10 protein-coding genes are annotated in these 12,945 nt (G+C 63.9%); 8 read left to right on the top strand and 2 right to left on the bottom strand.

The window, feature by feature from the left end; translation table 11 throughout:
* Positions 1 to 140: 140 nt before the first annotated feature.
* A complete protein-coding gene (gene tpiA, locus NKJ94_RS06175; RefSeq protein ID WP_352523605.1) occupies positions 141 to 908 on the bottom strand; it encodes a triose-phosphate isomerase in 768 nt (255 codons plus the stop codon).
* Between the two features lie 142 nt (positions 909 to 1,050).
* On the opposite strand from tpiA, the gene NKJ94_RS06170 reads away from it, so the two are divergent.
* The 6 genes from NKJ94_RS06170 (at position 1,051) to lexA (ending at position 7,450) form a co-directional block, all read left to right on the top strand.
* Positions 1,051 to 2,943 (top strand): SurA N-terminal domain-containing protein, encoded by a 1,893-nt coding sequence (locus NKJ94_RS06170; protein ID WP_352523603.1) that lies wholly within the window; start codon positions 1,051 to 1,053, stop codon positions 2,941 to 2,943.
* Positions 2,940 to 3,950, top strand: a complete 1,011-nt coding sequence (gene trpD, locus NKJ94_RS06165) for an anthranilate phosphoribosyltransferase (protein WP_352523601.1) — start codon at positions 2,940 to 2,942, stop codon at positions 3,948 to 3,950. Before NKJ94_RS06170 ends, trpD begins: the two co-directional genes overlap by 4 nt.
* A 4-nt stretch (positions 3,951 to 3,954) precedes the next feature.
* Positions 3,955 to 4,806 carry an indole-3-glycerol phosphate synthase TrpC gene (gene trpC, locus NKJ94_RS06160; protein ID WP_352523599.1) on the top strand — a complete coding sequence of 284 codons (852 nt, stop codon included), beginning with the start codon at positions 3,955 to 3,957 and terminating at the stop codon, positions 4,804 to 4,806.
* A gap of 66 nt (positions 4,807 to 4,872) precedes the next feature.
* The gene (moaC, locus tag NKJ94_RS06155) at positions 4,873 to 5,388 is read left to right on the top strand and encodes a cyclic pyranopterin monophosphate synthase MoaC (protein ID WP_352523597.1); all 516 of its coding nucleotides are present in this window, start codon (positions 4,873 to 4,875) and stop codon (positions 5,386 to 5,388) included.
* Complete coding sequence (locus NKJ94_RS06150) at positions 5,388 to 6,593, top strand: molybdopterin molybdotransferase MoeA (RefSeq protein WP_352523595.1); 1,206 nt, start codon at positions 5,388 to 5,390, stop codon at positions 6,591 to 6,593. Before moaC ends, NKJ94_RS06150 begins: the two co-directional genes overlap by 1 nt.
* A gap of 104 nt (positions 6,594 to 6,697) precedes the next feature.
* Positions 6,698 to 7,450 (top strand): transcriptional repressor LexA, encoded by a 753-nt coding sequence (lexA, locus tag NKJ94_RS06145; protein WP_352523593.1) that lies wholly within the window; start codon positions 6,698 to 6,700, stop codon positions 7,448 to 7,450.
* Here the strand turns inward: lexA and NKJ94_RS06140 are convergent.
* Complete coding sequence (locus NKJ94_RS06140) at positions 7,407 to 9,914, bottom strand: ComEC/Rec2 family competence protein (RefSeq protein ID WP_352523591.1); 2,508 nt, start codon at positions 9,912 to 9,914, stop codon at positions 7,407 to 7,409. The two genes, lexA and NKJ94_RS06140, sit on opposite strands and share 44 nt — an antisense overlap.
* A gap of 96 nt (positions 9,915 to 10,010) precedes the next feature.
* On the opposite strand from NKJ94_RS06140, the gene gltX reads away from it, so the two are divergent.
* Both gltX and gltA read left to right on the top strand, forming a co-directional pair.
* Positions 10,011 to 11,432: a glutamate--tRNA ligase gene (gene gltX, locus NKJ94_RS06135; protein WP_352523589.1), complete on the top strand. Its 1,422-nt coding sequence runs from the start codon at positions 10,011 to 10,013 to the stop codon at positions 11,430 to 11,432.
* A gap of 179 nt (positions 11,433 to 11,611) precedes the next feature.
* Positions 11,612 to 12,940, top strand: coding sequence for a citrate synthase (gene gltA / locus NKJ94_RS06130; protein ID WP_352523587.1), 1,329 nt, complete (start codon positions 11,612 to 11,614; stop codon positions 12,938 to 12,940).
* Positions 12,941 to 12,945: the final 5 nt, after the last annotated feature.

Below are 12,945 nucleotides of genomic sequence, written 5' to 3'. Positions count from 1 at the left end.
GCGGCCGCTGATTTGGAGGCGGCTCAATACAATGCTTTGACGGCATTTCCAAGCCCGTGGCCGGAATATGGGAAGCAATGCGTCCTTTGCAACGATTTCGGCGCCGGCCGTCCGCTCAAATCCAGGAAGCAGTCCCGGTATCAAGCGATGTTTCGATAGGCTTCCGCGATGCCGAGGAAGTCCGCCGCCTTCAGGCTGGCGCCGCCGACCAGCGCGCCGTCGACATTCCTGACGCCGAGCAGCTCGACGGCGTTGGACGGCTTGACCGAGCCGCCGTAGAGAATGCGCATCTTGGCTGCCGTATTGCCGAGCTTCCGCGCCAGTTCTTCGCGGATATGTGCATGCGCCTCGGCGACGTCGGCGGCGGTCGGGGTCAAGCCGGTGCCGATCGCCCATACCGGCTCATAGGCAATAACGGCGTTGGAAGCCGTGGCATTTGGCGGAACCGAGCCCGCAACCTGACGCGACAGCACGTCGAGCGTGGCTCCTGCTTCGCGTTCGGCTCTTGTCTCACCAATGCAGATGATGGCCACCAGCCCGGCGCGCCATGCGGCGGCGGCCTTGGCCTGCACTATGGCATCGTCCTCCTTGCGATCGGCACGGCATTCGGAATGGCCGACGATGACATGGCTGGCACCTGCATCCTTCAGCATCTCGGCCGAAATACAGCCGGTATAGGCGCCACTTTCCTCGGTGTGGCAATCCTCGCCGCCGGCGCGGACCGGCGTGCGCGACAAAATCTCGGCGGCATGCGCAAGCAAGGTCGCCGGCACGCAGACCACCGCTTCGGTTTCTGCGTCGAGCCCGCTCATGAAACCGTTGCCGATCATCCTGAGCTCGTTGAGCGAGGCGCTGGTGCCGTTCATTTTCCAGTTGCCGGCGACGAGCGGGCGAATTCCAGGCGTCATGGGATTTGTTTCTCCGGGCAACTTTCGGCTGGCCCTCACTATCAAAATCAGGCCACAAAGCAATCGACAGTGAGCAGGAAGGGCGCTATTGCGCTTGTTTCAGACTCGGCGCATGCGAAATGCGCAAAAATCGGAAGTACTCATGCTTGGTATGTTGAGAAGCGCGGCGGGGACCTGGGTCGCGAAACTGCTGCTGTCCTTGCTGGTGTTGAGCTTCGCCATCTGGGGCATCTCGGGGCGGCTGATGGGCGGTTTTGCCGGCCATGACGCCGTGATTACGGCCGGGGGCACCAAGGTCTCGATCAACGAATACCGCCTCGCCTACGATCGCCAGCTCAGCGTCATGTCGCAGCAATTCGGTCAGCGCATCAGCCGTGAGCAGGCGACGGCGCTCGGCATCGACAACCAGGTTCTGGCGCAACTCGTGTCCGGCGCCGTGCTCGACGAGCAGGCCCGCAAGCTCGGCCTCGGCCTGTCCAAGGACCGGCTCGCCGAACTGACGCGTGAAGACCCGGCGTTCAAAGGGCCTGGCGGAACCTTCGACAGGAGAACCTTCGAGTATCTGCTTCGGCAGATCGGCATGCGGCCGGAAGACTATTTGAAGAACCGCGCCCAGGTGGCGGTCCGCCAGCAGATCGTCGAGGCGGTTTCGGATGGCCTCAAGGCCCCGGATACATTCTTCAGGGCGGTCGCGCTCTACCGCGGCGAAGATCGCACCATCGACTACCTGACCTTGCCGAAATCGCTTGTCGAACCGATAGAAGCGCCGTCCGACAGCGTGCTTTCGGCCTATTTCGGGGAAAACAAGAAAACCTACGCCGCGCCCGAATACCGCAAGTTCTCCTATGTCAGGCTCGAACCGGAAGACATCATGGATTTGAGCGCAGTGACCGACCAACAGGTCAGCGACGACTACAACAAGAACAAGGCGCGCTACACCACGCCGGAGATGCGCACCATCGAGCAGCTTGTGTTCAAAACGCCTGATGCCGCAAAGGCGGCGCTCGATTCGCTCAAGACCGGCGCGACCTTCGACAAGATCGTCGCCGCCGAAGGCAAGACGCCGGCCGACACGCTGCTCGGCACGCTGGCCAAGGACAAGATCGCCGACAAGGCGGTTGCCGATGCTGCCTTCAAGCTCAACGTCAATGAAGTCAGTCCGGTCGTACAAGGCGCCTTCGGCCCCGTTCTGCTGCGCGTCACCGAGATCAAGCCCGAAGTGGTGAAGCCGCGGGCCGAAGTGTCCGAGCAGATCCGCAAGGACCTGGCTCTAGGCGAGGCAAGCCGCATCTTGTTGGACGTGCACGACAATTACGAGGATACGCGCGCCTCGGGCAGTTCGCTCGCTGAGGCAGCCGCCAAATTGAAGCTGAAGGTCGTCACCATCGACGCCATCGACCGCACCGGCCAACGGCCGGATGGAACCATCGTCAAAGACCTGCCGGAATCGCCACAGCTCATCAAGGCGGTGTTCGAATCCGAACCCGGAACCGACAATGAAGGTCTCACCACCGCCGATAACGGCTTCGTCTTCTACGACGTGAGCGCGATCACGCCGGCCCGTGACCGCACGTTGGATGAAGTCCGCCAGAAGGTCGTGGCCGATTGGACCGCGGCGGAGACTACCAAACGGCTCACCGCAAAAGCGCAAGAGCTCGAGAAGCGTCTCAAGGCTGGCGCCACGCTCGAGGTGATCGCCGGTGAGCTCAAGCTCGAAAAGCAGACCAAGCGCGGCGTCAAGCGCGATGCTGACGACGTCGATTTCGGCAAGGAAGGGGCCGCCGCGATGTTCGGCGTCGGCGAAGGCGGGACCGGGCTGATCCCCTCGCCTACGGGCGACGGACAGATCCTGTTCAAGGTCGCCGAGGTGTTCGAGCCTGCCGGGGCCGACGCCAGCTCAGTACCCCAGGACGCTCAGAAATCCTTCACCTCCGGTATGTCCGACGACCTGCTCGACCAATTGGTGGCGCAGTTGCAGACGCAATATGACGTCCGCATCGATCAGACGGCCGTAACCCAAGCCCTGGCCAGATGAGCGCGCTGAAGATTCACATCGCCAAGGTCGCCGCCGGCAGCGCCCTTTCTTTCGAGGAGGCACGCGAGGCCTTCGACATCATCATGTCCGGCGACGCCACACCCGGCCAGATCGGCGGCTTCCTGATGGCATTGCGCGTGCGCGGTGAGACGGTCAGCGAGATCTCCGGCGCCGTCGCCACCATGCGCGCCAAGATGCTGCGCGTCGACGCCCCCGAGGGCGCCATCGACATTGTCGGCACCGGCGGCGACAATTCGCACAGCGTCAACATTTCGACCGCATCCGCCTTCGTCATCGTCGGCAGCGGCGTGCCCGTCGCCAAGCACGGCAACCGCGGACTGTCCTCGCTGACCGGCGCCGCCGATGTGCTGATCGCATTGGGCGTCAAGATCGACATCCCTCCGGAGACGATCGGCCGCTGCATCCAAGAGGCCGGAGTCGGCTTCATGTTCGCGCCGGCGCATCACCCGGCGATGAAGCATGTCGGCCCGATCCGGGTCGAGCTCGGCACCCGCACCATCTTCAACCTGCTGGGCCCGCTTTCCAATCCGGCCAGTGTCAGACGGCAGATGGTCGGCGTGTTCCTGCCCGAATGGATCATGCCGGTGGCAGAAACGTTGAAGGCGCTTGGTGCCGACCACGCTTGGGTCGTCCATGGCGACGGCTATGACGAGATCACCACCACCGGCGAGACGCAGGTCGCCGAACTGTCCGGCGGCGAGATCCGCAGCTTTATGCTGACGCCGGAAGCCGTCGGGCTGAAGCGTCACACCAAGGACGAGTTGCGCGGCGGCGACGCCGCCCACAATGCCCAGGCGCTGCGCGATATGCTGGGCGGCGCTGCCGGCGCCTTTCGCGATACGGTGCTGATGAATGCCGGCGCCGGGCTGGTGGTGGCCGGCAAGGCGACGACGCTTGCCGACGGCATGGTGACGGCGGCGCAGGCCATCGACAGCGGCCGCGCGCTGAAAGTGCTCGACAGGCTGGTCGAGATTTCGAACGGTTAGGGCTATGTCCGATATCCTGCGCAAGATCGAGGCCTACAAGCGCGACGAGATCGCGGCGGCCAAGGCGCGCGCGCCGTTTGCCGAGATCAAGGCGCGGGCCAAGGACGCCGATGCGCCGCGCGGCTTTCTCTCCGCTCTTGAGGCCAGGCGCAAATCCGGCAGGTTCGCGCTGATCGCCGAAATCAAGAAAGCAAGCCCGTCCAAGGGCCTGATCCGCGCCGATTTCGATCCGCCGGCGCTGGCCAGGGCCTATGCGAAAGGCGGTGCCGCCTGCCTTTCGGTGCTGACCGACGCACCCTCCTTCCAGGGCGCGCCCGAATTCCTCACCACTGCGCGCGCTGCCGTCGAGTTGCCAGCCTTGCGCAAGGATTTCCTGTTCGACCCCTATCAGGTCTACGAGGCCAGGGCATGGGGCGCCGACGCCATCCTGATCATCATGGCCAGCGTCGCCGACGCGGTGGCAAGGGAACTCGAAGCGACAGCTTTCGAGCTCGGCATGGACGCGCTGGTCGAGGTGCATGACGAGGCCGAAATGGAACGCGCGCTGCGGCTGTCGTCGCGGCTGATCGGTATCAACAACCGCAATCTGCGGACCTTCGAAACCAGCCTCGAGACCTCGGAACGGCTGGCCGCGATGGTGCCGGCCGACCGCCTGCTGGTCAGCGAGAGCGGTATCTTTTCGCATGAGGATTGCCGCCGGCTGGAGCGGAGCGGCATCGCCACTTTCCTGGTCGGCGAGAGCCTGATGCGTCAACAGGACGTGACCGCGGCAACGCGCCTGCTTTTGACGGGCAAGGCGCCGGCCAATGCATCGGCCCGAAAATCGGAGTCGATTTTCGGAGAGCACGATGCATAGATTCAAAGTGTTAGAGCGTACTTTGTGCGTCCAAACGGACGCACGTCGCTCTAAGGCGGTCTGAGGATGGCGGCCGCCCTCACCCATCTTGGCGCACAGGGCGAAGCCAACATGGTCGATGTCGGCGACAAGGCTGAGACGGTGCGCACGGCAGTCGCAGAGGGCTTCGTCTCGATGCGGCCCGAGACGCTGGACATGATCCTCGCCGGCGATGCCAAGAAGGGCGATGTCCTGGGCACCGCGCGCATCGCCGGTATCATGGCGGCCAAGAAGACGCATGAATTGATCCCGCTCTGTCATCCGCTGCTGCTGACCAAGATATCCGTCGATATCGAGCCGGACGCGGCGCTGCCCGGCCTGAAGGTGACAGCACTGACCCGCGTTACCGGCAAGACCGGAGTCGAGATGGAGGCGCTCACGGCCGTCTCGGTAGCTTGCCTGACGATCTATGACATGGCCAAGGCGGTCGACCGTGCCATGGTTATCTCCGGCATCAGGCTGGTTGAAAAGACCGGCGGCAAATCCGGCGACTACAAGGTCACCGGGGTCACCGGAGATGGGACCACCGGGGCGGGCCGATAATGGCGCTGGTCCCAGTTGCCGAGGCGCTCGAGCGCCTGCTGCACGGCGCAGCAGCGCTGCCGGGCGAACGCGTCGCACTGCTGGATGCCGCAGACCGCGTGCTGGCGGAGCCGGTTGTGGCGCTCCGCACCCAGCCGCCGTTCAATGCCTCCGCCATGGACGGCTATGCCGTGCGGGCCGCCGATATCGCGTCCCTACCAGCAAAGCTTTCGGTGATCGGCATGGCGCCAGCCGGACGCGGCTTTGCCGGGGCGGTGCAGCAAGGGCAAGCCGTACGCATCTTTACCGGTGCGCCGCTTCCCGAAGGCGCCGACACCATCGTCATCCAGGAGAACGTCCGCGACCTCGGCGGCGGCAGCGTCGAAGTGACGGAGCCGACGGTGCAAGGGCGCAACATCCGCCGCCTCGGGCTTGATTTCGCCAAGGGCGACGTCCTGCTGGGCCAGGGCCGCCTGCTAGATCCGGCGGCCTTGTCACTGGCAGCATCGGCCAACCACCCCGAGGTCTGCGTGGTCAAGCGGCCGCTGGTCGCCATCATCGCCACCGGCGACGAATTGCTGCCGCCGGGCAGCGAGCTTGGCCCCGACCAGATCATCTCGTCAAACGCCTATGGCGTCGCCGCCGCCGCACAGTCGGTCGGCGCGCGCGCGCTCGATCTCGGCATCGCGCCGGACCGCAAGGAGGCGATCGCTGCGCTGGTGACAAAGGCGGTGAAGGCCGGCGCGAATGTCATCGTCACGCTGGGTGGTGCCTCGGTCGGTGACCACGACTTCGTCCATGACGTGCTGACCGGGCAAGGCATGACCCTCGATTTCTGGAAGATCGCCATGCGGCCCGGCAAGCCGCTGATGTTCGGGCGGCTGGGCGACATCCGCTGCATCGGCCTGCCCGGCAATCCGGTGGCAAGCCTGGTCTGCACCCAGCTCTTCCTGAAGCCGCTGCTGGCGCGGCTCGGCGGCCGGGCCTTTCAGCAGGATATACGTCGGGCGCGGCTCGGCGCTGCCATGCCGGCCAATGATCTCAGGCAGGATTATGTGCGGGCTGTTGTCAGGCACGACGCCGGCACGCTGGTGGCGACGCCGTTCGGCATTCAGGATTCCTCAATGCTGAAAATGCTGGCCGATGCGAACGGGCTGATCGTTCGCGCACCGTTCGCACCCGCCGCGGCGGCGGATGCTCCCTGCGACGTGCTGATGTTACGCTGAACAAACCGTCAACACATTCATTAAACTTTAAACAGTTGCGGAACACAAATGGAACAGATAGTGTTTGTTCTGGGTTTGTTTTTCTGATTCTGTTGGGGGTCGCTATGCTGACACGCAAACAACACGAACTGCTGATGTTCATCCACGAAAGGCTTAAGGAAAGCGGTATCCCGCCCTCCTTCGACGAGATGAAGGAAGCGCTCGACCTGGCTTCCAAATCAGGAATCCACCGGCTGATAACGGCGCTGGAGGAGCGCGGCTTCATTCGCCGTTTGCCCAACAGGGCCCGTGCCCTGGAGGTGCTGCGCCTGCCCGACTCGATCGCCCCAGGCCTCAATGCGGCACGCAAGTTCTCGCCGAGCGTCATCCAGGGCAGTCTTGGGCAAGGCGGTCCTGGGCAGGGCAGCCTGGGACGGCAAGGCAAGCCGACATCGTCGCGCGTCCCTGCAGCCGGCAATGACGACGATGTCGTCGTCGCCGTGTCGATTCCGGTGATGGGCCGCATCGCCGCCGGTGTGCCGATCGACGCCATCCAGCACCAGACGCATTCGATCTCCGTGCCGCCGGACATGATCATGGGCGGCGAGCATTATGCGCTTGAGGTCAAAGGCGATTCGATGATCGAGGCCGGCATTTTCGACGGCGACACGGTCATCATCCGCAATGCCGATACGGCGAGCCCCGGTGAGATCGTGGTGGCTCTGGTCGACGAGGAGGAAGCGACGCTGAAGCGGTTCCGCCGCAAGGGCGCCTCGATCGCCCTGGAAGCCGCTAATCCGGCCTATGAGACGCGCATCTTCGGGCCAGACAGGGTCAAGGTGCAAGGCAAACTCGTCGGGCTGATCCGCCGCTACTGAGTTGCGCCCTTGGGTGTGGTGCCGGCTTAGGCTTGTCGGCCTTGCGATATGGCGGCAGGCCTCTGGCCTCGCGTGAAAACTTCCGCTGCATATGCCAGGGCCGGTATGATTTTTCGACCGCGAAGCGGATTTCTGCGCGCGTTGCCGCTTGTGGATCGAAATACACGGCGGCACTTCCCGCGCGCGCCAGTTGCCGTTTGGTGACGACGAGGACCAGCCGGTCGTAGTAGCAGGGGTTATGGGTGGTGGCGTCGTCGATGACGATCAAACTGGCAAAAGCACAGGCTGGCCGCGCAGAATCCCGGTCCTTGGCTTGCGCGACAATCGCACCGGATGGATGGCGGGCAAGGCAGAGGCCCTCCGTGCAAATGAAAGGCATGCCCGCTGGCAGATCGGCTGGGTCGGCAATGTCGAATTGCGGGTCGTTCTTTCCCGGTGTTTCCGGCGCGACGATGGCCTCGGAGGTCAGGGCGCGTTTCCAGTTGTCGATGGTGAATTCATTCGGGCGTGCTCGGTTGACCGCGAGTTCACCGCTGCCGATCGGCAGCGCGACCAGCCGTGCGTCCTCCGAGATCAATACGTCGGGTGCGCGCGTCTGCGTAGTCGTCAGCAAGCCGGCGAGCGCGAAAGGAAGTGCCGCGAGCCGCAGCCAGGTCGTGGCCATGCTGGCAATTATGAGACCAATCGTCACCAGAAGGACCGATCTCAGCGAAATCAGCCCGACCGCGTCGATCGGCGAGCGCTCGGAGATCCATCCGGACAGGGCGATCATCGCCGTCAGCCCCTTGCCCATCACATAGAGGAAAGGCCCATCCGCGCCGAACGGCATCGCCAGCGCGCTGAGGACCGCGCAAGGCATGACGACCAGCGAGACAATGGGCATGATCGCCAGATTGGCGAACAGGCTGAGCGGCGCCACGCGCTGGAAATGCCATATAGCGAAAAGCGCCGTGGCGCCCCCTGCAATGATCGAGGTCATCGCGAGGCCGCCCATGCCCAACAGAACCTTTCGGGTGGCGAAGCGTAGCGGCGACCGCCGCGGTGGCGGCGTGGTGGCCCTGCCGGCGCGGTAATCGGACCAGCCGGCATAGGCGCCGACAAGGGCCGCAGTCGCGGCGAAGGACATCTGGAAACTCGGACCGACCACCTCGTGCGGCGACACCAGGATGACCGCGATGGCCGAGATCGCCAGATTGCGCATGGTGAGCGCGGCCCGGTCGAACAGCACGGCGATAAGCATCACCGCCAGCATGATGAAGCTGCGTTCGGCCGCCACCACGATGCCGGAAAAGACGAGGTACGCCGCAATCGAAAAAAGCGCGGCGGCCGCGGCATATTTCTTGACCGGCCGTCGCGATGAGAAGTTGGGAAACAGCGCAAAGGCGCCGCGCAGGAGGGCCATGATGGTGCCGGCGACCAACGCCATATGCAGCCCTGAGATGGAGATGATGTGGTAGATGCCGGTACGCCGCATCGCTTCGTTGATCTCCTCGGGAATGCCGGCGCGCACGCCGACGATCAGCGCGGCTGCAATTTCCCCCTCGGCGCCGCCGATGCGGCTGCGGATATGGTCGGCGATCGATTCGCGGGCATCCTCGACCGCCGAAGAAAGCCGCGCAGCAAGCGGCATGCCGCCCGACGGCACGACTTTTGGATTGCCGAGGAAAAAGCCGCTGCCGCCGATACCGGCAAAATAGCTGTCGAAGGAGAAGTCGTAGCTGTCGGGCCGCACCGGGCCGGTCGGCGGCAGCAGCCGCACATAGCCGGTGATCTCGGAACCTGCGGTCAGCTCAGCCGGTATCTTCATCGCCGAAACGCGGACCCGTTCCGGCATGTAGCGCAGTGTCGGCCGGGCGGTCGAGATCACGTCGATCGTCAGCCTGATGCGGCCGCTCGCCATGGGCTCGAACGACACGACGCGACCCGTCAGCCGCGTCGAGATTTCGGAACCGAGCATATGCGTTCCGACACGCCAGGTCTCGAACTTGGCGGCAAGCACGCCAAGCGCGCAGAGCAACGCCACCATGAAGCACAGGCGGGTTCTGGGCCACGACCGCCAGAGGACGGCACAAAGCGCCGCGAGGAGCACGATTGCGATCGGCTGTGGAAAGGACGGCTCCACCGCCAGCGAGAAATACACAACCACCCCGCATGCCAGGAACACCGGCACCAGCAAGAAGGCGACGCCGCGGTCGAGTTCAAGGCCGGCCGCCGAGGCTACGCCCTTGCGGATGCTGGACGGTGCAAGGAGCCGCCAGCGCCGGCGCAGACGCACGATGGGCTCGACCGCAGGCACCGTAACCGTTGCTGGATCGCCCGCCGGCAGGATCCGGGGATCAATGCGCGGAGCGGGCAGCGATGCCGGTGCCGGCAGGACAGGCAGGGGCGTGGCAAACAGCAAACGTTCGCTGACGCCGTTGACCGCGTCCTCGCCCTTGCCTGCAACCCGGCCTCGCACAGCCATCGGGTCTGCCCCTTGCGCCCTCGACCCCCTATGCTACATGAACGCGCAACGCGCGAAAGTCCGCAAACCCACTTCCTTCGCCTGCCTGAGAGTTCCATGCCCGACAAGGTCGTCACCCGTTTTGCCCCTTCGCCCACCGGCTACCTGCATATCGGCGGCGCGCGCACGGCGCTGTTCAACTGGCTGTATGCCAAGCACACAGGCGGCACGATGCTGCTGCGCATCGAGGACACCGACCGCGAGCGCTCCACCGATGCGGCAACCGCGGCCATTCTCGACGGGCTTTCCTGGCTGGGCCTGACATGGGACGGGAAGCCGGTGTCGCAGTTCGAGCGCGCGCCGCGCCATCGCGAGGTGGCCGAGGAGCTCGTCCGCATGGGCAAAGCCTATTACTGTTATGCGACGCCTGCCGAGCTGGAAGCAATGCGCGAGAGCGCGCGGGCCAAGGGGCTGCCTCCCCGCTATGACGGCCGCTGGCGCGACCGCGACCCGTCGGAGGCGCCGGCCGGCGCAAAGGGGGCGATCCGCATCAAGGCGCCGACAGACGGCGAGACGGTGGTGCATGATCTCGTGCAAGGCGAGGTCCGCTTCCCCAACAAGGATCTCGATGATTTCATTATTCTGCGCTCGGACGGCAATCCGACCTACATGCATGCCGTCGTCGTCGACGATCACGACATGGGCGTCACCCACATCATCCGCGGCGACGACCATTTGACCAACGCCGCCCGCCAGACGGTGATCTATCGCGCCATGGGCTGGGAGGTGCCGTCGATGTCGCATATCCCGCTGATCCACGGTGCCGACGGCGCCAAGCTGTCGAAGCGGCACGGTGCGCTCGGCGTCGAGGCTTATCGCGCCATGGGCTACCTGCCGGAGGCGCTGCTCAACTATCTGGCGAGGCTTGGCTGGAGCCATGGCGACGACGAGATCATGTCGATCGCCGACATGATTGCATGGTTCGACATCGGCGACGTCAACAAGGGCGCCGCCCGTTTCGACTTCGCCAAGCTCGAGGCGCTGAACGGCGTGCATATGCGCCGCATGAATGACGCGGCGCTGCTCGATATCTTCATCGCCACTCTGCCCTATCTCGAAGGCGGTCCGGCGATCGCCGCGCGCCTCGACGACAGACGCAAGGCGCAATTGCTTGCCGCTTTGCCGGGCTTGAAGGAGCGCGCCAAGACGCTGGTCGAACTTGTTGAAGGGGCTGCATTCCTGTTCGTCGCCCGGCCGCGGCCGGGCGACGAAAAGGCAGCAGCGCTGCTCGGCGGCGAGGCGCGCGCAATCCTGCGGGGCGCTCACGCGGCACTGGCCACGGTTTCGGACTGGTCTGCCGCCTCGGCGGAAGCCGCGATCCGCGCCTATGCGCAGGCTGGCGGCCACAAACTCGGCGCCGTGGCCCAACCTTTGCGCGCCGCGCTCACCGGCAAAAGCACCTCGCCAGGCGTCTTCGATGTGCTAGCCGTGCTTGGCCGCGAGGAAAGCCTGGCGCGGATCGCCGATCAAATCGATTAGGAAACTGGCCCAAGAAGATTGGCATTGAAAGGTGTGTTTCGCAGTGCAACATTGGGTCTTGGCCTAATCTGGCGCGCAGATTCAATTGCGGGCGCAAATGTGCGTATTCCGATGCTTTGGACGTGTTGGGTTCAGATATTTTTGCTTTGCCGGCCTGAGGAATCAAAAAGGAGTTTGCTATGACCGAACCTGCGACAAAAATGGAATTTGGCGGCAAAACCCAAGCGTCGACGGCAAAACTGGAACTCGGCGGCAAAACCCATGAACTCAAGATACGAAGCGGTTCGGTAGGACCTGATGTCATCGACATCGGTTCGCTCTATAACACCACCGGCGTTTTTACCTACGATCCCGGCTTTACGTCGACGGCAAGCTGCGAATCGGAAATCACTTTCATCGATGGCGATGCCGGCATTCTTTTGCACCGCGGCTACCCGATCGACCAGCTGGCCGAGCACGGCGACTTCCTCGAAGTCTGCTATCTCTTGCTCTACGGAGAACTGCCGACCAAGGCACAGAAGGACGATTTCGACTACCGGGTGACGCGCCACACCATGGTGCATGAGCAGATGTCGCGCTTCTTCACCGGCTTCCGCCGCGATGCGCATCCGATGGCGGTGATGTGTGGCGTGGTCGGCGCGCTGTCGGCCTTCTATCACGATTCCACCGACATCTCGGACCCCTATCAGCGCATGGTCGCCTCGATGCGGCTGATCGCCAAAATGCCGACGATCGCGGCGATGGCCTATAAATACCATATCGGCCAGCCGTTCATTTATCCGAAGAACGAGCTGAATTTCGCAGCCAACTTCCTGCATATGTGCTTCGCCGTGCCTTGCGAGGAATACAAGATCAACCCGGTGCTGGCGCGCGCGATGGAGCGTATCTTTATCCTGCACGCCGATCACGAACAGAACGCCTCGACCTCGACCGTCCGCCTGGCCGGCTCGTCGGGCGCCAATCCCTTTGCCTGTATCGCCGCCGGCATCGCGTGTCTGTGGGGCCCTGCACATGGCGGCGCCAATGAGGCAGCCCTGAACATGCTGGGCGAGATCGGCCATGTCGATCACATCCCGGAATTCATTGCGCGCGCCAAGGATAAGAACGATCCGTTCCGATTGATGGGCTTTGGCCACCGCGTTTACAAGAACTACGACCCGCGCGCTAAGATCATGCAGAAGACCGCGCATGAGGTCCTGGGCGAGCTCGGCATCAAGGACGATCCGCTGCTCGACATCGCCATGGAGCTGGAAAAGATCGCGCTGACCGATTCCTATTTCATCGAGAAGAAGCTCTATCCGAACGTCGATTTCTATTCCGGCATCACGCTGAAGGCGCTGGGCTTCCCCACCACCATGTTCACCGTGCTGTTCGCGGTCGCCCGCACCGTCGGCTGGATCGCGCAGTGGAAGGAGATGATCGAGGACCCGCACCAGAAGATCGGTCGCCCGCGCCAGCTCTATACCGGCGCGCCGGAACGGGACTACGTGCCGATCGCGAAGCGGTGAATGGT

Source organism: Mesorhizobium sp. M0060, from assembly GCF_040323155.1.
GTDB lineage: Bacteria > Pseudomonadota > Alphaproteobacteria > Rhizobiales > Rhizobiaceae > Mesorhizobium.
The sequence above is the reverse complement of the archived record's forward strand: the minus strand, read 5'-3'. Positions and strand labels throughout refer to the sequence as shown.